The following is a 20420-nucleotide window of genomic DNA, read 5'->3' as shown; positions in this document are numbered from 1 at the left end:
CCGGTGATTGTCAGATGTGTCGAAGCAGCAACAAATTGGCAATCCTGGTCTCCGACGCGATGAGATCGTGGCGTCGGATACGGTTTTTTCGCATCTGCCCCTGTAATGCGGCGCGCTCCGGGGCTACAGCCCGGCACCATGCTCGAAGGTCTGCCGCCCCACCGCCCGACTCACATCCTGCGCCTGACGACCGATGAGCGGTCGGCCCGGGCCATGACGGATCTGCTGGGCGAGATGTTCGATCCCACCGAGACCGCCGTGGCGGCGTTCGAGGATGCGGATGGCTTCACCTGGCGGCTCGAGGCCTACTTCGCCGACGCGCCGGACGAGGCGTACGTCCGCGACCTGATCCGCCCGGTGATCGGGGACGAGGCCGACGTCGCCGAGTTCCGCACCATCGAGCAGCAGGATTGGGTCCGCACCTCCCTGGAGGGGCTGAAGCCGGTCCGGGCCGGCCGCTTCCTCGTGCACGGCGCACATGACCGCGACGCGGTGCGCGGCAACGATCTGCCGATCGAGATCGAGGCGGCCCTGGCGTTCGGCACCGGCCATCACGGTACGACCCTCGGCTGCCTGCGGGCGCTGGTCTCGGAGTTGAAGCGACGGCGTCCGGCGCATGTGCTGGATGTGGGCACCGGAACCGGGATCCTGGCCTTCGCGGCCGCCAAGGTTTTGCGGCAGCCGGTTGTGGCGGGCGACCTCGACGGCGAGGCGGTCCGGACCGCCCGGGAGAACGCCCGCCTCAACGGCCTTGGGCCCTATCTCAAACTCTACGAGGGTCCCGGCGTACGCCACCGGCTCGCGGACCGGACGCGGCACTTCGACCTCGTCTTCGCCAACATCCTCGCGCGGCCCCTGCGCCGCCTCGCTCCGACCCTGTCGCGCGTGGTCGCGCCTGCGGGCGTGCTGGTCCTGTCAGGCCTGATCGAGCGTGACGTGGCGGGTGTGCTCTCAGCCTACCGCCACCAGGGCTTCCATCTCGTGAGAAGCGGCCTGATCGAGGGCTGGGTCGCCTTGGTGCTGGCCCGCGGCGGTGCGGCGAAGCGGCCCCGGCGCTGAACCGGGACCCGGGCCGCGCATTGCCCGGGCATGAGCCAGACGCCGCGCCCCAATCCGCCGTCCGATCCCATCACCGAGGGCGCGCAGGCCCGGGCCCAGGGCCGTCCCAAGGATTCCTGTCCCTATCCGGCCGACTCACCCGACCGCATCGCCTGGCTCGAGGGTTATGATGGCGTGCCATCCGGCAAAGCCCCGGATCTGCCGATCGCCGACGCCTGATTCCGTCGTACCGCCGGGAATCCCAAACCGTCCGTGCACTAACGCGCGGTCCGGAGCCGTCCAGGCCCCGTCGATCCTTCTGGCAACGCCTCGACGACCGGGCTTTCCGCATCGTCCGCGTGTGCGACCGGGGCGCCGAGCGCAGCCATCAGGACGCGCAGACCCTCGACCCACTCCTCCGCCTCGGCAAGCGAAGCGAAGCCGTCGCGCCGGATCACCGTATCCGGCTCGATCGTGGTGATGGCGTCGAAGAGACCGTCGGCTCTGTCGCTGATCCGGTAGAAGACGCGGCGTGGCATGACCTGGGAGATAGGGCAAAGATCTGGCGTGATAAGATTGCGCGCGACTCTAAACCATAGGTTACGCCCGCGAGCATCATCCGAAAGGTGGGTGGACGGCTCGAAAAACCGCGCTGCGCACGATCCACGCGTCGATTCCGCCCGGTTGCGACGAGGGACCGCCCGGCGATAGGGTCCGCGCATGACAGAGCCAAGTCCGCCCCGCCACCGGTTCCAAACCTTCGACGATCCGAGCCATCGCAAGGGCGTGGAGCGGATCGAGGCCTTGCGCGCGGCCCTGCGCGAGACCACCGTCGATGGTTTCGTGGTGCCCCGGGCCGACGAGCACCAGTCGGAATACGTGCCGGCCGACGCGGAGCGGCTGGCCTGGCTCACCGGCTTCACGGGCTCGGCCGGAACCGCCCTGATCCTGATCGAGTCGGCCGCCCTGGTCGTCGATGGGCGCTACACCCTGCAGGCGCCGGAGCAGGTCGATACCGGGATCGTCACCGTGGTGCCGCTGGCCGAATCGACCGCGGAGGCCTGGATCGCCGACAACCTCAAGCGCGATCAGGTTCTCGGCTACGATCCCTGGCTGCACACGCCGGACGGCGTCGCTCGCCTGGAACGGGCCGCCGTCAAGGCCGGCGGATCGCTACGGCCCGTGCCGAACCTCGTCGACGCCGTCTGGGCCGGCCGTCCGAAGCCGCCGGCCGGGCCGGTGGTTCCCCATCCCGAGGCGTTCGCGGGTGAGTCGGTCGCCGACAAGCTCACCCGTGTGCGCACGGCCCTGGCTGAGGGCGGCTGCGATGCCCTGGTGATCTCCGACCCGCACAATCTCGCCTGGGCGTTCAACCTGCGCGGCTCCGATGTCGGCCATACGCCGCTGGCGCTGGGCTACGCGATCCTGCCACGCGAAGGGCGGGCGCGGCTGTTCCTGGTCTCGCCCAAGGTCGATCCGGCCCTGCGCACGGCGCTGGCGCCGGTCGCCGAGATCCTGTCGCGAGCCGACCTCGATGACGGGCTCGGCTCGCTCAGCGGTGTGCGCGTGCGGGTCGATGCCGAGACGGGCGCCGTGGCCCTGAAGGAGAAGATCGAGGCCGCGGGCGGGACCGCCGATATCGGCAAGGACCCGATCACCGGCATGAAGGCGGTCAAGAACACCGCCGAGATCGCTGGCGCGCGCGCCGCTCACACCCGCGACGGCGCCAGCGTCGTGCGCTTCCTGGCTTGGCTCGACGGCGCCGCCGCCACGGGGGGCTTGAGCGAGATTGCCGCCGTGGAGGCCCTGGAGGATTTCCGCGCAGCCGGCGGCGACCTGCGCGACGTGTCGTTCCCGACAATCTCGGGCTCCGGCCCGAACGGGGCGATCGTGCATTACCGGGTTACGCGCACCAGCGACCGGACCGTGCGGGCCGGCGAGCTGTTCCTGATCGATTCCGGGGCTCAATATCCGGACGGCACCACCGACATCACCCGGACGGTTGCGGTCGGCGCGCCGACGGATGCGATGCGCGACCGCTTCACCCGGGTGCTGAAGGGACATATCGCCATCGCCCGGGCGGTGTTCCCAAAGGGCACGACCGGCGCCCAGATCGACGCGTTCGCCCGCGCTCCGCTGTGGCAGGCCGGGCTCGATTTCGACCACGGCACCGGTCATGGCGTCGGCGCCTTCCTGTCGGTGCATGAGGGTCCGCAGCGCATCGCTAAGACCGGGACCGTGGCGCTGGAGCCCGGCATGATCCTGTCGAACGAGCCGGGCTACTACGCCCCGGGCGCCTACGGCATCCGGATCGAAAACCTCGTCCTCGTCGAGCCCCGTGAGATCCCTGAAGGCGAACGCCCGATGCTCGGCTTCGAGACCCTGACGCTCGCACCCTACGATCGGCGGCTGATCCGCCCGGACCTGCTCGAGCCGGAAGAGCGGGCCTGGATCGACGCCTACCACACCCGGGTGCGCGACACACTGGCGCCGCTCGTCGATGCCGGAACCCGCGGCTGGTTGGACCGCGCCACTGCGCCTCTGGCGCTCTGATCCGGGCGCCTTCGAGTGCGCCCCGGTGCAGAACGTGCGCCTCGGCCACACGCAAGGATCGGATGGTGACGATGTCCGGCGGGTCCAGCTGATCGTCTCCGACGACGCCACCGGCCCGCTCGACGGTGACAAGCTGTGCGACGTCGGCTTGGCGATACGCAAAGCTCTTTAGACGGCCGGCGAAACGCTGCGCGTCATCGCCGAGCACGCCGAACAGCGCGAGCTCCACGAACTCAGTGAAGGGTCGTCCTCTCCCTCATGCTGTTCGAGCCCCGCTGAGCGCCTCAGCGGCGTCGTGGCCGATGGCTCATGGGCTGGAGCGCAGGACAGGGCCCGAACCGGCGCGCTATAAGGCCCGTCACGAGACGACCCGCCTGCGTCTCGGAGATGACGCGGGTGAAACCGCGGCCGACCCGCGCGCGAAGGGACAGCATGATCCGCCGCCTCGCATTCCTGGTCCTGGCCCTTACCGCAAGCCTGTCGGCCGCGTCGGCGCAAGGCTTCCGCACGCCAGCCGACTTGGTGCGGTCGAGCCTCGTGGCCGAGCCGATCGCGGTGGCCGGGGCGCAGCCGTTCACCCTGGCGGTGCGGATGCAGGTGAAGCCGGGCTGGCACGTCTACTGGCGCAACCCGGGCGATTCCGGTCTGCCCCCCGAAGTGACTTGGACCTTGCCGGCGGGCTTCAACGCCGGCGCGATCCGGTGGCCCGCCCCCGAGCGCATCGCGATCGCGACGCTGATGAACTACGGCTACGAGGGCGAGGTCACCCTGCTCGTGCCGGTCACGCCGCCGCCGAGCCTCGACCCGGCCGATCCGGTGCGGATCCAGGCCAAGCTGACCTACCTGGTCTGCGAGACCGAATGCGTCCCGGGCTCCGCCGACCTCGCCTTGACCCTGCCGGTGGGCGAGCCCCGGCCAGATGCCGGGCAGGCTGCCCTGTTCGAGCGGGCTCGCACCGCATTGCCCGCCCCTGCGCTCTGGCCGCTGCAACTCTCGAGTCAGGGCGACACGCTGCAACTCGACTTCGCCGCGGCCGGCCTAAAGCCCGAGTCTATCAAGGCCGCATCGTTCTTCCCCTATTCCGAGACCGCCATCGACAACGCCGCCGTCCAGGTGATGCGCGTCGATGCATCCGGCCTGCACCTCACCCTCGCGCGGAGCACCCCGACGGACCCGGCACCGGCCGCCCTGCCGGGCGTGCTCACCGTGGAGGAGACGACCGGCGCCGAAACGCATCGCCTGGCCTTCGCGTACGGGGACGAGCCGGTTGCACCGGTCCCAGTGGCTGCACCCGAGGCTTCCGCCGCAGCCCAACCGGTCGCCCCGGCCTTCGACGCGCTGACCCTGGCGACCGCGGCGGGCCTGGCCTTTCTGGGCGGGCTGATCCTCAACCTGATGCCCTGCGTTTTTCCCGTCCTGTCGATTAAGGTGCTCGGCCTCGTCCGGCATGCCGGCGAGAGCGCGGCGCGCGTGCGCCTGCACGGCCTCGCCTACACGGCTGGGGTGATGGCAAGCTTCCTAGGCCTTGCAGGCTTGCTGCTCGCCCTCAAGGGCGGCGGGGCCGCGATCGGCTGGGGCTTCCAGCTGCAATCGCCGGCCGTGGTGGCCGGGCTCGCCTATCTGCTGCTCGCCATGGGCCTGAGCCTGTCGGGGGTTGTCCATGTCGGCGGTCGGCTCACCGCCATCGGCGACGGGCTCGCCCGGCGCTCGGGTCTCAGCGGCTCATTCTTTACGGGCGTTCTCGCGACCCTGGTGGCAACCCCCTGCACGGCACCGTTCATGGGCTCGGCCGTGGGCTTCGCGCTGACCCAGAGCGCCGGAGTCGCGCTCGCGGTGTTCGCCAGCCTGGGCTTGGGCCTCGCCCTGCCCTTCCTGGCGCTGACCCTGTGGCCGCCGGCGCTGCGGGCGCTGCCGCGGCCGGGCGCCTGGATGGAAACCCTGAAGCAGGTTCTGGCTTTCCCGGTCTACGCAACGGTGGCGTGGTTGATCTGGGTCCTGGCCCAGCAGGTCGGCCCGCAGGGGCTTCTGGTGGGGCTGATCGGCCTCGTGCTGGTGGGCTTCGCGGCCTGGGCCTGGGAGCACGGGCGCGTCGCCGCTTCGCGGGTCGGACCCGTCGTCCAGGGCGTCGCGCTGCTGACGGTCGTCGCCGTCGGGGCACTGACCCTGACCCTCGATCGCGACCGGGCCGTGCCCGTCGCCCAGGCCGCCGCAGAGGGCGTCGAGCCCTTCACGCAGGCGCGTCTCGACGCCTTGGTGAACGCGCGGCGGCCGGTCTTCGTGAACATGACCGCCGCTTGGTGCATCACATGCGCGGTCAACGAGACGACCTCGCTGTCCACGAAGGTCGTGCGGGCCGCCATGAAGGATCGGGGTGTGACCTACCTGAAGGGCGACTGGACCAACCAGAACCCCGAGATCACCCGCCTGCTGGAGGCGCATGGGCGCAGCGGCGTCCCGCTGTACCTGCTCTACACGGGCACTGGGGAGGCACAGGTGCTGCCGCAGATCCTCACCGAGGGAACGGTGCTGGCGGCCTTGAAGGCGGTACCGGCCGCCCCCGGTAAGAGCGCAGCGCTGGCACGCTGACCGAGGAGGCAGGCGCGCCGTTCCGCCCCGACGGGCTGGAGGTCTTCAGGCTTCGAGGGAAAACGTCTCGTCGAAGGCGTATCCCGAGCCCCGCACGGTGCGGATCGGGTCGGCCTGCCGGGGGGCGTTGAGCGCCTTACGCAGCCGCCCGACATGCACGTCCACGGTGCGCTCGTCGATGTAGACGTCGTGGCCCCAGACCCCGTCGAGGAGCTGTTCACGGGAAAAAACCCGGCCTGGCGCCAGCATCAGGAATTCGAGCAGCCTGAATTCGGTTGGTCCGAGATGGAGTTCCTCGCCGGCGCGCCGGACCCGGTGGCCGGAGCGGTCGAGCTCGATGTCGCCTGCCGCCAGACGGTCGGCGACGTGGGCCGGCTTGGCCCGGCGCAGCAGCGCCCGAACGCGAGCCAGCAGTTCCGGCACCGAAAACGGCTTGACGATGTAGTCGTCGGCGCCGGTTCCGAGCCCGCGGACCCGGTCGCCTTCCTCGCCGCGCGCGGTGAGCATGATCACCGGCAGACGCTCGGTCTCGCGCCGGGCCCGGATGCGGCGGCACAACTCGATGCCCGAGAGGCCGGGCAGCATCCAGTCGAGCAGGACCAGATCGGGCGTGCGCTCGGCCAGGAGCAGTTCGGCGTCGTCACCGCGACTGGCCGAATCCACCAGGAATCCTTCGGCCTCCAGGTTGTAGCGCAGCAGGGTAGTCAGCGCCTCCTCGTCCTCAACGATCAGGACTTGCATGCTCACGTTCGATAACCTGTTCCGAATTCGGCACGCATCGAATCAACCGCGCCGGAGGGCCCGGACGCGCCGATGGTGCGGCAGGGGCCGCGATTCCTCAACCCACGCGCACTCCCACCGGGGCTTTGTCCCGCAGGTGGGAGTGCGCGCTGCGGAGGAACCGCGAACCGCATGTCACGGGGCCGTGGCGGCAGGCCCGACCGTCGCGTAGTTCGACGCGTCGTTCTTCGGCCGCTCGCCCGCCAGCGTCTCACCGGTGGCGAGGTAATGGATCGTCTCGGCGATATTGGTGGTGTGGTCGCCGATGCGTTCGACGTTCTTCGCGCAGAAGAGCAGATGCGTGCAGAACGAGATGTTGCGCGGATCCTCCATCATGTAGGTGAGGAGCTCGCGGAACAGCGAATTGTACAGGGCATCGATCTCGCCATCCCGCTCCCAGACATCGTAGGCCGCCTTGATGTCGCGGCTGGCATAGGCGTCGAGGATATCCTTGAGCTGAGCTTCCGCGAGGTCGCTCATGTGACGCACGCCGAGCACGATCTTCTGCGCAGGCGCCTGATCGGAGATCGCGACGACCCGCTTGGCGACGTTCTTGGCGAGGTCGCCGATCCGCTCCAGATCGCCGGACACGCGGATTGCCGAGATGGTCTCGCGCAGGTCGATCGCCAGCGGCTGACGCCGGGCGATGAGCAGCACTGCCCGCTCTTCGATGTCACGCTGGAGCGCATCGAGGCGCTTGTCGGCGAGGATCACCGCCTGGGCGAGCGTATCGTCCCGGCGGACGAGGGCATCGGTCGCCTCGGCGGCCATCTTCTCGGCGACGCCGCCCATCTCGGAAATCGAGCGACGCAGGTCATCCAGGTCGGTGTCGTAGGAACTGACGATATGGCCGGGCATGGTGGATCCTTCGATGGCGTCCCGCAAACCTTGATCCGCGAGGTCTGGCGGAAACCCGCCGCTGCGATCACGGATACCGTTGTACGTTTCCCGGTACCCAGTCCCTTGGATAGTTCACGTCATGATGCGAAGCGGAGCGGCTTTCGGTACGCGACAAAAACAACCGGAATAGGCCGATGTTCCCAGATCAACGCAACATGCCTCGGAGTAGCGCCCGGTCGAATTCCGGTCGGGCGCGGCTCCGCGTCTTGAGATCGACGCGCAAACATGTGCCGATTCGGTCATCAACTCTTCCGCGAAACTTCCGCGATTGGCTTAACCGAACCGCCCGGTGATGTAATCCTGGGTCCGCTGCTCCACAGGGTTCATGAACATGCGGTTGGTGGGGCCGAACTCGATCAATTCACCCAGGTACATGAAGGCGGTGAACTGCGAGATGCGGGCAGCCTGCTGCATGTTGTGCGTGACGATCACGATGGTGAACTCATCGCGCAGCTGCTCGATCAATTCCTCGATGCGGCCCGTGGAGATCGGGTCGAGCGCCGAGGTCGGCTCGTCGAACAGGATCACCTCCGGGCTCTGGGCCACGGTGCGGGCGATGCACAGGCGCTGCTGCTGGCCGCCGGAGAGCCCGGTGCCCGCCTGGCGCAGCTTGTCCTTCACCTCGTCCCAGAGGGCGGCCTTGCGCAGGGACTGCTCCACCCGTCCGTCGAGTTCGGATTTCGGCAGCTTCTCGTAGAGGCGCAGCCCGAAGGCCACGTTGTCGTAGATCGACATCGGGAACGGCGTGGGCTTCTGGAAGACCATGCCGATCCGCGAGCGCAGGTCGTTCAGGTCGACGGACGGGTCGAGGATGTTCTCGCCGTCGAGCATGATCTGACCTTCGGCCCGCTGCTCCGGGTAGAGGCTGTAGATCCGGTTGAAGCAGCGCAGCAGCGTGGACTTGCCGCAGCCGGACGGCCCGATCAGGGCCGTGACCTGGCGGTCGTGGAAGTTGATGTCGACGTTCTTCAGCCCGTGGAAGCTGCCGTAGTAGAAGTTCAGACCCTTCACGGCGATCCGGACCGCACCGCCCTCGTTGGCGTGGTTGCGGGTGAGATCGACCGTGGGGATCGCGGAAGCGGCGTTCATCGTCGTGTCCTCGAGAAGGGTCTTAGCGCGACATCTGCGGCTTGATGACGAGACGGGCGATGATCGACAGCACCAGGATCGTCGCGGTGATGAGGAGCGCCCCGGCCCAGGCGAGGCTCTGCCAGTTCGGATAGGGTGAGAGGGCGAACTGGTAGATCATGACCGGAAGGTTCGCGACGCCGCCCATGAGGTCGGGCGAGAACCACGAATTGTTGTTGAGCGCGGTGAACAGGAGCGGCGCGGTCTCGCCGGCGATGCGGGCCAGCGCCAGGATGATCCCCGTGACGATGCCGGCCGAGGCCGCCCGCCAGGTGACGCTGATGATCACCGTCGAGGGCGGGGCCCCGAGAGCGGCCCCGGCCTCGCGCAGGGTGCCGGGCACCAGGCGCATCATGTCCTCGGTGGTGCGTACGATCACCGGCACGGCGATGATGGCGAGCGCCACGCCGCCGGCCCAGCCCGAATAGGTCCCCATCGGCCGCACCATCAGGGTGTAGACGAACAGGCCGATCAGGATCGACGGCGCCGAGAGCAGGATGTCGTTGAGGAAGCGGATCAGCCCGGCGATCTTCGAGAACCGGCCGTACTCGGCCAGGTAGGTCCCGGCCATGACGCCGACTGGCGTCGCGATCGTGATCCCGATCCCGGTGAGCACCAGGCTACCCAGGATCGCGTTGGCGATGCCGCCGCCCTCGGAGCCGGGGCCCGGGGTCGGGTGCATGAACATGGCGGGCGTGAAGCCCTGCACGCCCTGGATGATCAGCATCAGCAGGATCGAGCCGAGCACCACGGCGCCCACGATCGTGGCGACCAGGCAGGCGGTGCGCAGCACGCGGTCGGCGATCCGCCGGCTGGGGCGGACCCGTCCGGAGCGGCGCGGCGCGGCGGTGTTGAAGGCCATGGGGTTGGACGCGTCCATCGAGAGCCCTCCTCAGGCAGCTTTGACGCGGCGCGTCAGCAGCCGGGCGATGATGAGCACCACGAAGGTGATGATGAAGAGGATGCAGCCCAGGGCCATCAGGGCGTTGAGCTGGAGACCGTCGGCCTCGTTGAACTCGTTGGCGATGCGCGATGCGATGGTCGAGCTCGGGTCGAAGATCGAGGCCGAGAGGCGGTTGGCGTTGCCGATCACGAAAGTCACCGCCATCGTCTCGCCGAGGGCGCGGCCGAGGCCGAGCATGATCGCGCCGATGATCGAGACGGAAGCCTGCGGCACCAGCACGTGGCGGACCACTTCCCAGGTCGTGCAGCCGATGCCGTAGGCGCTCTCGCGCAGAACGGTCGGGATCTGGTCGAGCATGTCGCGGGCGATCGAGGCGATGAACGGCACGATCATGATCGCCAGGATGATGCCGGCGGTGAACACGCCGACCCCGGACGGGACCCGGGCGTAGAACAGCGTGCCGACGATCGGCAGGCCCTCGACGATGTTCGATACCGGGATCTGGACGAAGCGCGCGAAGAGCGGCGCGAACACGAACAGGCCCCACATGCCGTAGATGATGCTCGGCACCGCGGCGAGCAGCTCGATGGTCATCGCCACTGGCTTGCGGGCCCAGCCTGGGCAGAGCTGCGTAAGGTAGACGGCGATCCCCAGGGAGACCGGGACGCCGATCAGGAGTGCCAGCGTGGCGGAGGCCACGGTCCCGATGACGGCGACCAGGGAGCCGTACTGCTCGGTCCCGACGTTCCAGGCGCTGGAGGTCAGGAAGGCGAACCCGAATTCCCGGAAGGCGGGCCAGCCGCCGTAGAGGATCGAGCCCAGGATTCCGGCGAGCACCACGAGCACGAACAGGGCCGCGCCGTAGGAGCAGACCCGGAACAGGGTGTCGAGGTTCCGGCTCGGTCCCTTGCGCGCGGCGGCGGCGCGAGGTCGGGCGAGGGCAATCGTCTCGGTCAAAGCGGACATCCGCGATTCTCTGCGAAGGGAGGCGTGGTAGCGCGGTGCGGGCCGCGATGCGAGGGAGGGGGCCGCGACCCCCTCCCCATCTCACTCACATGTTGAAGACGGGCTTACCGTCCTTGCCCTTCACGGTTTTCCACTCTTCGTGGATCAGAGCGACGACGTTATCCGGCAGCGGCACGTAATCGAGGTCTGAGGCGAGCTTATCGCCGTTCTTATAGGCCCAATCGAAGAACTTCAGCGTATCCGCGGCCTTGGCCGCATCGGCCGATTCCTTGTGGACCAGGATGAAGGTCGCCGCCGTGATCGGCCACGCATCGTCGTCCGGCTGGTTGGTCAGCGAGATACCGAAGCCCGGGGCCGACTTCCAATCGGCGCTGGCGGCGGCGGCCTGGAACGCCTTGTCGTCCGGCTGCGGATACTTGCCGGCCTTGTTCTGCAGCAGGGCGTAAGCGAGCTTGTTCTGCTTGGCGTAGGCGGATTCGACGTAGCCGATGGCGTTCGGCACCTGCTTGACGGTGGCGGTCACGCCCTCGTTACCCTTGCCGCCCTGCCCGACCGGCCAGGAGATCGTCGTGGCCGCGCCGTATTCCTTCTTCCAGGTCTCGGACGCCTGGGACAGGTAGGTGGTGAAGATGTTGGTCGTGCCCGAGGCGTCCGACCGGTAGACCGGGGTGATGGTGGCGTCCGGGAGTTTCACGCCGTCGTTGAGCTTCGCGATCCGCGGGTCGCTCCACTTGGAGATCTTGCCGGCGTAGATGTCCGCCAGGATGTCGCCGGTGAGCTTCAGCTTCCCGGGCTCGAGGCCGGCGATGTTCACCACCGGCACGACACCGCCCATCACGGTGGGGAACTGGACGAGGCCATCCTTGGCCAGCTGCTCGCCCTTGAGTGGCGCGTCGGTGGCGCCGAAATCAACGGTCTTGGCCTGAATCTGCTTGATGCCGCCGCCGGAGCCGATGGACTGGTAATTCAGTCCGGAGCCGGTCTCCTTGCGGTAGGCTTCGGCCCACTTCGAGTAGACCGGGAACGGGAAGGTGGCACCGGCTCCCGTGATGTCGGCAGCGAGTGCCGCGGACGCCAGCTGGACCGTGGCGAGGCCGACGGCGAGCGCGTAAGCAAAGGGTCTCAAGGGTATCTCCATTGCCGTCGGGCGAGAGCCTGCGCCTCTCCGCCGGCAAGCCCATGCCCGCGGCAGAGCTGTGCGGCCGGTCTTCCAAGAGACCCGGCGCCGGCCGCCCGATGGGCCGGGCGTTACGACAGGGAGATGACATCGGCATGACATCGCGCCGCAGAGACGAAGGCACGGTTTGGCGCGCTGGCGCGTTCAAGCCCGGTGGCGGCATCTCGGCGGTGCTGCCCGTGAGACCAGGAAGGCAGTCGGATCGTGGATGATCAGGGGACCGACGCACAGGAAGGTCCCGATGCGGCATGGCTTGCCCTGCACGCCGACCGCGAGGCCGTGGAGCGCGCGCTGACCCTGGCTCAGGCCCGTCAGCGCTACGGCACCGACGCCGAGGCGATCGCTCAGGCGCGCCACGAGGAGGTCGAACTTCTGGTGGATCTCGACAGGATTCTGACGCAGATCCGGGCGGCGGAGTACCGTCGGCGGCCCGGCTCGCGGCGCTGGTAGCGCCGGGCGAAAGCAATCTTGGTTCGGGCTAATACGGGTCCGGTCGGGGCGCGGCTTCAGCCGACCCGGCGCAGCTCCCGCTCCTTCTGACGCAAGCGCAGGAGCAGTTCCACGTGCGTGTCGGTGATCGGCTGCGTGTCGACGCTGCCTTCATAGACCGTGCGGAGCGTCAGCCCGAGCTGGTGCGTGTCGATCGCCTGCTTGAGGGCCCGACCTGAATGCCCGCGCCCCTCGGACGCGACGATGGACGGCTTCATGTTTTCCTCCCGCCCTTCAACCGCGTGCTCCTGAACCACGGTCCCGGGATGGGATCAGTCTCGCCAGGAATGGTTAACAAAACGTTACGCGCAACTAACGGTTAAGGTTGATGCGCGTTCATGCATCCGTCCCTTGCAGAAGCCTGGCCGCCGCAGCGCGGGCCTCGTCGGTCACCGTGGCGCCGGCCAGCATCCGCGCGATCTCCTCGCGGCGCTCCGCCACCGGTAGGCTCGCCACCCGGGTCGCGACCCGGCCGGCGCCCTTCACGGGGGCCTTGGCGATCAGGAAATGTGTGCTCGCGCGGGCCGCGACCTGGGGGGCGTGGGTCACGGCCACCACCTGGACGGTGGCGGCGAGCCGGGCGAGGCGCAGGCCGATCGCGTCGGCCACCGCGCCCCCGACCCCGGTGTCGATCTCGTCGAAGATCAGGGTCGGGGCGGAGCCCTTGTCGGCGAGCACGACTTTCAGGGCGAGCATGAAACGCGACAACTCGCCGCCGGAGGCGACCTTCATCATCGGGCCGGGTTTCGTGCCGGGGTTGGTCTGCGCCCAGAACTCGACCCGGTCGATGCCGGCGGGATCGCGTGCCTCCGGGTCGGTGACGATCTCGGTGATGAACCGGGCGCGTTCCAGCTTCAGCGGCGGCAACTCAGCCTTCACGGCCGCATCCAAGTGCTTGGCCGCCTTGCGGCGCCCGGCACTGAGCTTCTCGGCCGCCTCCGCGTATTGCGATTCGGCCTTCGCCCTTGCTTGCTCCAGGCCCTCCAGGGCCGCCTCACCGGCATCGAGGCTCGCAACCTCGCCGGCGTAGCGCTCCGCCAGGGCGGCGAGGTCGTCGGCTGGAACGTCGTATTTCCGAGAGGCGGCACGCAGCGCAAAGAGCCGCTCCTCCGCTCGCTCCAGGTCGCGCGGGTCGAACTCGGTTTCCGTGACAGCGGCGTCCAGGACCGCGCGTGCCTCGTCGAGGGCGACCATGGCGGCGTCTAGGGCGTTGACGCAGGGATCGATCAGGGCCGGGAGCTGTCCGGCCCGGCGCTCCAGCTTGCGCAGGGCGGCCGATATGTGCGGCACGCCGGAATGCGGTCCGCCGACGGCGTCGAGCGCCTCGTTCAGCTCGCGGGCGACCTTCTCCGATTGCTGCATGACGCTGCGGCGTTCGGCGAGCTGGGCCTCCTCGCCGTGCTGGGGCGCCAACGTGGCGAGTTCCTCCACGGCGTGGCGCAGGAAGTCGGCCTCCTTGCGGGCCGCCTCGATGCGAGCCCGGTGCTCGGCAAGTTCCGAGCGCGCCGTGCGCACGGCCTTGGCGGCCGTCGCAACCTTGCCAAGCTGGGATTGGAGGCCCCCGAAGGCATCGAGGATCGCCCGGTGGGAGGCCGGGTCGGCCAGCGCGCGGTCGTCGTGCTGGCCGTGGATTTCCACGAGCGCAGCGCCGATCGCCCGTAGAACCTGCACGCCCACCGGCTGGTCGTTGACGAAGGCACGGGTACGGCCGTCGGCCATCTGGGTCCGGCGCAGGATCAGGTCGCCCTCGGTGTCGATCTCGGCCTCGGCCGCGATCCGGCGGGCCGGATGATCAAGGGGGAGATCGAACACCGCGGTGACGCCGCCCTGCGGCTCCCCATGGCGCACGAGTCGACCGTCGCCGCGGCCGCCGAGGGCCAGGGCGAAGGCATCGAGCAGGATCGATTTGCCCGCACCCGTCTCCCCGGTCAGGACGCTGAGGCCTGTCCGGAAATTCAGTTCGAGCCTGTCGATCAGAACGATGTCGCGGATCGCGAGCTGCGCCAGCATGCGGCGGCGGGGATTCCTGAGGGCGGGACCGCAGACATAAGGCCGCCGCGGCGCGGATTCACCCCAAAAATGCGTCGCGCCCCAATTGCGATGCCGCGGGGCCGCGCCGACGAGAAAGGCCCGGAGCGGCGGCTCCGGGCCCTGGGGCGTCTTGAGGCAAGCCGAAGCCCGCCGGCGGCAGGCCGAAGCCTGCCGGATCGGTCACTCGGCCGAGGCGGTCTTGCCCGTCACGGTCCGGTAGATCTTGGACAGGAACGAGGTCTTCTCCTCGCGGGGCTCGAGGCCGCCCTTGGCCAGGAGCGCGTGCGCATCCTTGTACCAGGGGCTGTCCGGGAAGTTGTGCCCCAGCACCGCCGCGGAGTTCTGCGCCTCCTGGGTAATCCCGAGCGCCCAGTACGCCTCGGTCAGGCGCTCCAGCGCCTCTTCCGCATGGCGGGTGGTCTGGTACTTGGCAACGACGTCGCGGAACCGGTTGATCGCGGCCGGGAAGTTGCGCCGCTCCAGGTAATAACGGCCGACCTCCATCTCCTTGCCGGCGAGCTGGTCGCGGGTGATCTGGATCTTCGAGCGCGCATCTGTCGAGTACTCGGACGTCGGGTACTTCTGGACCAGCTCCTGCAGGGCGACCAGCGCCTTCTCGGAGCGGTCCTGGTCGCGGGTCACGTCCGGGATCTGCTTGTAGTTCGACATCGCCATCAGATACTGCGCGTAGGCAGCATCCTTACTGGCCGGGTGGCGCTGCAGGTACCGCTTCGCCGCGCTGATCGCGTCGTCGTACTTCTGGCCCTCGTAATTGGCGTAGGCCGTCATGAGCAGCGCCTTCCGGGACCACTCGGAATACTGGTACTGCTTGTCGAGACTGTCGAATTTCTTGACCGCGCCCTCGTAGTCGCTGTCCTCCAGCTTGGCCAAGCCTTCGCTGTAGAGCTTGTCCGCGGGGACATCCGGCACGACTTCGGGCTTGTACTTTTCGGCGAAGAGGTTGGTCGGGTCGAAGTCGCAGCCGCCGAGGCCCAGGCCGAGAACGGCCACGAAGGGCGCCATGAAGGCAGCCGCCCGGCGATGACGAATGGTGACAGGCATCTGGCGCTCTTTCCCGGGACCGGCGCACGTCCCGCGCCGTCGTGCCATCGCGTGAATGGATCCGGCCCGACCGGGCCGTGCCCGTCGTTCACGGACCGTTAAACCCTGACGCTTGATTCGGGCACGAAAGCGGCAAGGCCGCGGCAGACCGTATCGGTTGCCAGCTGTGTCCCGCAGGTCACAGACCTGGGCTCAGAGATCGCCCGCGAAGGCGGCGATGCCGAGGCCGACGCCGAGTTCCGACAGGACGGCTTCGCGGCGCGAGCCCTGCGCCTCGATGATGGCGTAGTTGGACCGGTCGGCGAAGAGGGCGGAGAGCACGCCGACATTCATCCGGTGGCCGCCGCAATAGGAGCGGTAGGCGCCCTGGATCGGCAGGCCGGCCAGCGCGAGGTCGCCGACCGCATCGAGGATCTTGTGGCGGACGAACTCGTCCGGAAAGCGCAGACCCTCGGGATTGACAACCGCCGTCTCGCCGACCGCGACGGTGTTCTCCAGCGACGCGCCCAGCGCGAACCCGGCCTTCCAGTAGCGCTCCACATCCTTCATCATCCCGAAGGTGCGGGCGCCGGCGATCTCCCGGCGGTAGGTGGCGGGAGACAGGTCCATCGCCTTGCGCGAGCGGCCGATCACCGGGCTGTCGAAATCGATCTCCACATCGAGGCGGAAGCCCCGGTCGATCGGACGCAGCTCGGCGAAGGCACGGCCGGTCTCGATGCGGACGTGGCGCAGGATCTTCAGCCAGCGGCGCGGGGTGCCGCAGGAGGCGATCCCAGCCGTGTCGATGGCCTGTACGAATTGGAGGGCTGAACCGTCGAGGATCGGCATCTCCGGCCCGTCGATCTCGACCAGGGCGTTGTCGACACCCAGTCCGTAGAGGGCCGACATCAGATGCTCGATGGTGGCGACGGCACCGGTCTCGACGTCACCGATGACGGTGCAGAGTTCGGTGGCGGAGACCAGGGCGTGATGGGCCTTGATCAGGCGGTCGTTGCCGTGGGTGGTGCTGGTCCGAAGAAACGCGATGCCGTGATTGGCCGGAGCTGGGCGGATGGTGATCTCGGCCGGGTTCCCGGAATGGACCCCGACTCCCGAGAGCGTTACCGGCCCCTTCAGGGTCGTCTGTTTATGCGTTCGCATTCATTAGCCCCCGGCCGCGATCAGGTCCGCCATCCCGACCAGGGATGGTGAGGAAACTGTCCGATCCGTCCGCTGCTTGAAGCCCCTACCCGCGCTATCAGGTTGTGTCCCGGAGCGCGTCTCATTGGTCTGGAAGTGTCTATAGCTGCACCGCACAGGGCAGCCAAATCACGGATTCTTACGCTCTGTTACAGACACGCTTGCTGTTGGGAGCGGCTAAAAACCTGACGGCACAAAGGCTTAAAGCTTGGTTAATGCGTGGCTAACCAGTGGCCGTTCTGTGGCGTGTATGCATCACGCGCCTGGGGATAGCGACTCAATCGTTAACCCCGCTGAGACCCCAGTCCTCGTTCTTCGCAACCAAGGGTTGCTTCGCTGCAGCGCGAAGGGCCAGCGGTTTCCCGCCGGCCCCTCTTTCGTCATCGCGTGCTTCGCGCGTTCAGTTCGCCTGACGGCGGAGGAAGGCCGGAATCTCGAGCTGATCGTCGTCCATCATCCGGGACTGGGGCGCAACGCGTCCCTGGGCATCGAGGCCGCCCTGCGCCGGCCGGTATTGCGGCGCCGCCGGAAGCGGAGCGCGCGGGGCCGCCGGCACGTGGGGCTGGTTCAGCTGGGGCTGGTTCAGCTGGGGCTGCGCCAGCTGGGGCTGGGCCATATGCTGCTGACCCTGGTGGGGCTGCGGCGCCACCGGGCCGGCGGCCCGGGGAGCAGGCACGCCGTCCATGTCTTCGCGCCGTCCGCCGAAGCCGACGGTGGCGAGGCGGCGCAGCAGCGAGGTCCGCTTGGATTCCGGTGCGGCTTCCTCGGCGGCCCGGTTCGCCAGGATCTGGTTCTGGGCGATCGGCGGCAGCTCGTGGATCTGCGGCATGCGCGGGGCGCGGGCGAGCGGCGCGGCCGCGGGGGCGGCCGGACGCGGCGGGACGAACGGGCCGGCCTGGAACTGCGGAGCCGGCTCGGCCTGCTGCTGGGCGGGGGCCGGGACGAACGGCGCGGCGGCCCGCGGCTGGGACGGGGCGAGGACGACCTCGTCGCGGGCGACCGGAGCGGGAGCCTCGAAGCGGGTCTCGGCGCGCATCTCGGGAGCCGGCTGCGGGGCGGCCGGCGCCTGATGCTGTACGGGGGCCTGGGCGATCGAGTCCGTGCGGATGCTCGGAATCGGCGAGGTCGCGCGGGCACGGGCCTCGGCCCGCAGGCGCTCGGCGACTTCGGCGATACGCTGCTCGGTCTCGGCGATCGCCGGGTTGTTCGGCGAGTTGGCCGAGATCAGCAGCGGCTCGATGCCGGTGGCGACGACAGACACCCGGATAATGCCGTCGAGGCTCTCGTCGAAGGTGGCGCCCAGGATGATGTTGGCGTCCTGATCGACCTCCTCGCGGATGCGGGTGGCGGCCTCGTCGAGCTCGTACAGGGTCAGGTCGGAGCCGCCGGTGATCGAGATCAGCAGGCCGCGGGCGCCCTTCATGGAGACGTCGTCGAGGAGCGGGTTGGCGATGGCCGCCTCGGCGGCGCGGTTGGCGCGCTTCTCGCCCGACGCCTCGCCGGTGCCCATCATGGCCTTGCCCATGCCGCGCATGATCGCCCGGACGTCGGCGAAGTCGAGGTTGATCAGGCCTTCCTTGACCATCAGGTCGGTGATGCAGGCGACGCCCGAGTAGAGCACCTGGTCGGCCATCGCGAAGGCGTCGGCGAAGGTGGTCTTCTCGTTGGCGACCCGGAACAGGTTCTGGTTCGGGATCACGATCAGGGTGTCGACCGCGGCCTGCAACTCCTGGATGCCGCTCTCCGCGGTGCGCATGCGGCGCACGCCCTCGAACTGGAACGGCTTGGTGACAACACCGACCGTGAGGATGCCCATGTCGCGGGCAGTCCGGGCGATGACCGGCGCGGCGCCGGTTCCGGTGCCGCCGCCCATGCCGGCGGTGATGAAGCACATGTGGGCGCCCGAGAGCTGGTCCCGGATCTCGTCGATCACCTCGTCGGCGGCGGCCGAGCCGACCTCCGGGTGTGAGCCGGCGCCGAGGCCCTGGGTCACGCCCAGGCCCATCTGGATCACCCGCTCCGCCTTCGAGGAGGTGAGCGCCTGCGCGTCGGTGTTGGCGACCACGAACTCGCAGCCGAGCAGCCCCGATTCGATCATGTTGTTGACTGCGTTGCCGCCTGCGCCGCCGACACCGAAGACGGTGATGCGGGGCTTGAGTTCCCGGATGTCCGGCGCCTGGAGGGTAATGGCCATGGTGTCGAGCCTCTCGCTTACTCTGCTTTCCGTGCGGCGCTGCGGCGCCGATATTTTTTCGATCCCCCGCCCGTGAAGGCGGCGGTGAAACTCTAGAAGCTCTCTCGGAGCCAGCGCCCGACCCGGCTGATGTACCGGTCCGATCCCGTGGCCGCGAAGGCGCCGTGCCCCCGCGGCTCGAAGTGCTCGGCGTGCGCCACCTGCGGGTAGACCAGCAGGCCGACGGCGGCCGAGAAGGCCGGTCCCTTGGCCGCCTCGGGCAGGCCGCGGATCCCCAGCGGCCGGCCGATGCGGACCTGACCCTGGAGGACGCGCCGGGCGACCTCCGGCAGGCCGACGAGCTGGCTGGCGCCCCCCGTCAGCACCACCCGGCGTCCGGCCTGGGCCGCAAAGCCGGCATCCCGCAGGCGGTCGCGGACCAGTTCGACCACCTCCTCGACCCGCGGCTTGATGATCCGCACCAGCTGCGAGCGCGGGATGTGGGCCGGGGCCTCGCCCTCGTCCTCGCCGACCCCGTGCACGGCGATCATGTCGCGATCGTCGGACGGGGTGGAGAGGGCCGAGCCGTAGAGGGTCTTCAGCCGCTCGGCCGCGGCCATGCGGGTGGAGAGCCCCCGGGCGATATCCATGGTGACGTGGTGCCCGCCGACCGCCACCGCGTCCACGTGGACGAGGTGGCCGCCCGAGAACACTCCGACGCTGGTCGTGCCGCCGCCCATGTCGACGACGCACACGCCCATCTCCGCCTCGTCGTCCACCAGGGCCGAGAGCCCGGCGGCGTAGGGCGTCGCGATCACCGCCTCGACCCCGAGATGGCAATGCTCGACCGCCAGCATGACGTTGCGGGCGGCGGCGAGCTCGCTCGTCACGACATGCAGGTCGACCCCGAGGGCCTCCCCGATCATGCCCGACGGATCGATCACTGCGCCCTGCCCGTCCAGTGCGTAGCCGGTGGGCAGCGCATGAAGCACGGCCCGGCCGGGGCTGACGCCGTGGGCGCTCGCCGTCTCCAGCACCCGCTCGACATCGCTGCCGGTGACGGTGCCGGAGCGGGTGTTCACCCGGGCCTGGAAATGCTGCGAGGCGAGCCGGCCGCCCGACATGTTGACGATGACCGACTGGACCTCGACTTTGGCCATCCGCTCGGCGGCGTGGACCGCCTGGCGGATCGCACCCTCGGCGGCGGCGAGATCGACGATCGCCCCACCCTTCAGCCCCAGCGAGCGCTGGTGGCCGATGCCGATGATGCGGGCGAGGTGCGTCCGGCCGCGCAGGGTCGAGAGCGCCTCGGCCGGCTGCAGCTCGGCGATGAGGCAGACGACCTTGCTGGTGCCGATATCGAGCACCGACAGGGTGGTCGAGCGCCGGGCGGAGAGCGGCTTCAGGCGCGGCGTGAGGCCGTGTTGGCTGTGCATTGACACTACCGGACGCAG

General features: G+C 69.0%; 19 protein-coding genes. 6 read left to right on the top strand and 13 right to left on the bottom strand.

The window, feature by feature from the left end:
* Positions 1-138 precede the first annotated feature (138 nt).
* The gene (locus tag FV242_RS05055) at positions 139-1059 is read left to right on the top strand and encodes a 50S ribosomal protein L11 methyltransferase (protein ID WP_147938200.1); all 921 of its coding nucleotides are present in this window, start codon (positions 139-141) and stop codon (positions 1057-1059) included.
* A 30-nt stretch (positions 1060-1089) separates the two neighbouring features.
* The gene (locus tag FV242_RS05050) at positions 1090-1278 is read left to right on the top strand and encodes an Rmf/CrpP family protein (RefSeq protein ID WP_147938147.1); all 189 of its coding nucleotides are present in this window, start codon (positions 1090-1092) and stop codon (positions 1276-1278) included.
* A 38-nt stretch (positions 1279-1316) separates the two neighbouring features.
* Here FV242_RS05050 and FV242_RS05045 read toward each other — a convergent pair whose 3' ends face one another.
* Positions 1317-1577, bottom strand: a complete 261-nt coding sequence (locus FV242_RS05045) for a hypothetical protein (protein WP_147910075.1) — start codon at positions 1575-1577, stop codon at positions 1317-1319.
* A gap of 181 nt (positions 1578-1758) precedes the next feature.
* Between FV242_RS05045 and FV242_RS05040 the strand changes: the two genes are divergently transcribed.
* The 3 genes from FV242_RS05040 (at position 1759) to FV242_RS05035 (ending at position 6177) form a co-directional block, all read left to right on the top strand.
* Positions 1759-3591: an aminopeptidase P family protein gene (locus tag FV242_RS05040; RefSeq protein WP_147938146.1), complete on the top strand. Its 1833-nt coding sequence runs from the start codon at positions 1759-1761 to the stop codon at positions 3589-3591.
* A 25-nt stretch (positions 3592-3616) separates the two neighbouring features.
* A complete protein-coding gene (locus FV242_RS34325) occupies positions 3617-3763 on the top strand; it encodes a hypothetical protein (RefSeq protein ID WP_187278330.1) in 147 nt (48 codons plus the stop codon).
* 260 nt (positions 3764-4023) lie between these two features.
* Positions 4024-6177 carry a protein-disulfide reductase DsbD gene (locus FV242_RS05035; protein WP_187278329.1) on the top strand — a complete coding sequence of 718 codons (2154 nt, stop codon included), beginning with the start codon at positions 4024-4026 and terminating at the stop codon, positions 6175-6177.
* A 45-nt stretch (positions 6178-6222) separates the two neighbouring features.
* On the opposite strand, the gene phoB is transcribed toward FV242_RS05035, so the two are convergent.
* The 6 genes from phoB to pstS all read right to left on the bottom strand — a co-directional run bounded on the left by phoB (position 6223) and on the right by pstS (position 11981).
* Entirely contained in the window at positions 6223-6918 is a 696-nt protein-coding gene (gene phoB, locus FV242_RS05030) for a phosphate regulon transcriptional regulator PhoB (protein WP_147854464.1), read from the bottom strand.
* A gap of 174 nt (positions 6919-7092) precedes the next feature.
* Positions 7093-7815 carry a phosphate signaling complex protein PhoU gene (phoU, locus tag FV242_RS05025; protein ID WP_147910073.1) on the bottom strand — a complete coding sequence of 241 codons (723 nt, stop codon included), beginning with the start codon at positions 7813-7815 and terminating at the stop codon, positions 7093-7095.
* A 315-nt stretch (positions 7816-8130) separates the two neighbouring features.
* A complete protein-coding gene (gene pstB, locus FV242_RS05020) occupies positions 8131-8946 on the bottom strand; it encodes a phosphate ABC transporter ATP-binding protein PstB (protein WP_147910072.1) in 816 nt (271 codons plus the stop codon).
* Positions 8947-8968: 22 nt separating this feature from the next.
* Entirely contained in the window at positions 8969-9865 is an 897-nt protein-coding gene (gene pstA, locus FV242_RS05015) for a phosphate ABC transporter permease PstA (RefSeq protein ID WP_147910071.1), read from the bottom strand.
* 12 nt (positions 9866-9877) lie between these two features.
* Positions 9878-10855: a phosphate ABC transporter permease subunit PstC gene (pstC, locus tag FV242_RS05010; RefSeq protein ID WP_147910070.1), complete on the bottom strand. Its 978-nt coding sequence runs from the start codon at positions 10853-10855 to the stop codon at positions 9878-9880.
* Between the two features lie 85 nt (positions 10856-10940).
* The gene (pstS, locus tag FV242_RS05005) at positions 10941-11981 is read right to left on the bottom strand and encodes a phosphate ABC transporter substrate-binding protein PstS (RefSeq protein ID WP_147938145.1); all 1041 of its coding nucleotides are present in this window, start codon (positions 11979-11981) and stop codon (positions 10941-10943) included.
* Between the two features lie 255 nt (positions 11982-12236).
* On the opposite strand from pstS, the gene FV242_RS05000 reads away from it, so the two are divergent.
* Positions 12237-12482 carry a hypothetical protein gene (locus FV242_RS05000; RefSeq protein WP_147910068.1) on the top strand — a complete coding sequence of 82 codons (246 nt, stop codon included), beginning with the start codon at positions 12237-12239 and terminating at the stop codon, positions 12480-12482.
* Between the two features lie 56 nt (positions 12483-12538).
* On the opposite strand, the gene FV242_RS04995 is transcribed toward FV242_RS05000, so the two are convergent.
* The 6 genes from FV242_RS04995 to ftsA all read right to left on the bottom strand — a co-directional run bounded on the left by FV242_RS04995 (position 12539) and on the right by ftsA (position 20402).
* Entirely contained in the window at positions 12539-12739 is a 201-nt protein-coding gene (locus tag FV242_RS04995) for a hypothetical protein (protein WP_147910067.1), read from the bottom strand.
* A 118-nt stretch (positions 12740-12857) separates the two neighbouring features.
* Positions 12858-14531: a DNA repair protein RecN gene (recN, locus tag FV242_RS04990; protein ID WP_147938144.1), complete on the bottom strand. Its 1674-nt coding sequence runs from the start codon at positions 14529-14531 to the stop codon at positions 12858-12860.
* Between the two features lie 201 nt (positions 14532-14732).
* Positions 14733-15614 carry an outer membrane protein assembly factor BamD gene (locus tag FV242_RS04985; protein WP_147910065.1) on the bottom strand — a complete coding sequence of 294 codons (882 nt, stop codon included), beginning with the start codon at positions 15612-15614 and terminating at the stop codon, positions 14733-14735.
* Between the two features lie 192 nt (positions 15615-15806).
* Positions 15807-16754 (bottom strand): UDP-3-O-acyl-N-acetylglucosamine deacetylase, encoded by a 948-nt coding sequence (gene lpxC / locus FV242_RS04980; RefSeq protein WP_147854463.1) that lies wholly within the window; start codon positions 16752-16754, stop codon positions 15807-15809.
* Between the two features lie 439 nt (positions 16755-17193).
* Complete coding sequence (gene ftsZ, locus FV242_RS04975) at positions 17194-18987, bottom strand: cell division protein FtsZ (protein WP_147938143.1); 1794 nt, start codon at positions 18985-18987, stop codon at positions 17194-17196.
* Between the two features lie 92 nt (positions 18988-19079).
* Complete coding sequence (gene ftsA / locus FV242_RS04970; protein WP_147897292.1) at positions 19080-20402, bottom strand: cell division protein FtsA; 1323 nt, start codon at positions 20400-20402, stop codon at positions 19080-19082.
* Between the last annotated feature and the right edge of the window lie 18 nt (positions 20403-20420).

Origin of the sequence: Methylobacterium sp. WL64 (genome assembly GCF_008039945.1) — a bacterium.
GTDB lineage: Bacteria > Pseudomonadota > Alphaproteobacteria > Rhizobiales > Beijerinckiaceae > Methylobacterium.
Note: the sequence above shows the minus strand (reverse complement) of the source record. Positions and strands in the feature narration are given on the sequence as shown.

What these genes read in the sequence shown, in the direction of transcription:
- FV242_RS05055 (WP_147938200.1), top strand. Translation starts at nt 139, where the DNA reads ATGCTCGAAGGTCTGCCGCCCCACCGCCCGACTCACATCCTGCGCCTG.
- FV242_RS05050 (WP_147938147.1), top strand. Translation starts at nt 1,090, where the DNA reads ATGAGCCAGACGCCGCGCCCCAATCCGCCGTCCGATCCCATCACCGAG.
- FV242_RS05045 (WP_147910075.1), bottom strand. Translation starts at nt 1,577, where the DNA reads ATGCCACGCCGCGTCTTCTACCGGATCAGCGACAGAGCCGACGGTCTC.
- FV242_RS05040 (WP_147938146.1), top strand. Translation starts at nt 1,759, where the DNA reads ATGACAGAGCCAAGTCCGCCCCGCCACCGGTTCCAAACCTTCGACGAT.
- FV242_RS05035 (WP_187278329.1), top strand. Translation starts at nt 4,024, where the DNA reads ATGATCCGCCGCCTCGCATTCCTGGTCCTGGCCCTTACCGCAAGCCTG.
- phoB (WP_147854464.1), bottom strand. Translation starts at nt 6,918, where the DNA reads ATGCAAGTCCTGATCGTTGAGGACGAGGAGGCGCTGACTACCCTGCTG.
- phoU (WP_147910073.1), bottom strand. Translation starts at nt 7,815, where the DNA reads ATGCCCGGCCATATCGTCAGTTCCTACGACACCGACCTGGATGACCTG.
- pstB (WP_147910072.1), bottom strand. Translation starts at nt 8,946, where the DNA reads ATGAACGCCGCTTCCGCGATCCCCACGGTCGATCTCACCCGCAACCAC.
- pstA (WP_147910071.1), bottom strand. Translation starts at nt 9,865, where the DNA reads ATGGACGCGTCCAACCCCATGGCCTTCAACACCGCCGCGCCGCGCCGC.
- pstC (WP_147910070.1), bottom strand. Translation starts at nt 10,855, where the DNA reads ATGTCCGCTTTGACCGAGACGATTGCCCTCGCCCGACCTCGCGCCGCC.
- FV242_RS04995 (WP_147910067.1), bottom strand. Translation starts at nt 12,739, where the DNA reads ATGAAGCCGTCCATCGTCGCGTCCGAGGGGCGCGGGCATTCAGGTCGG.
- recN (WP_147938144.1), bottom strand. Translation starts at nt 14,531, where the DNA reads ATGCTGGCGCAGCTCGCGATCCGCGACATCGTTCTGATCGACAGGCTC.
- FV242_RS04985 (WP_147910065.1), bottom strand. Translation starts at nt 15,614, where the DNA reads ATGCCTGTCACCATTCGTCATCGCCGGGCGGCTGCCTTCATGGCGCCC.
- lpxC (WP_147854463.1), bottom strand. Translation starts at nt 16,754, where the DNA reads ATGCGAACGCATAAACAGACGACCCTGAAGGGGCCGGTAACGCTCTCG.
- ftsZ (WP_147938143.1), bottom strand. Translation starts at nt 18,987, where the DNA reads ATGGCCATTACCCTCCAGGCGCCGGACATCCGGGAACTCAAGCCCCGC.
- ftsA (WP_147897292.1), bottom strand. Translation starts at nt 20,402, where the DNA reads ATGCACAGCCAACACGGCCTCACGCCGCGCCTGAAGCCGCTCTCCGCC.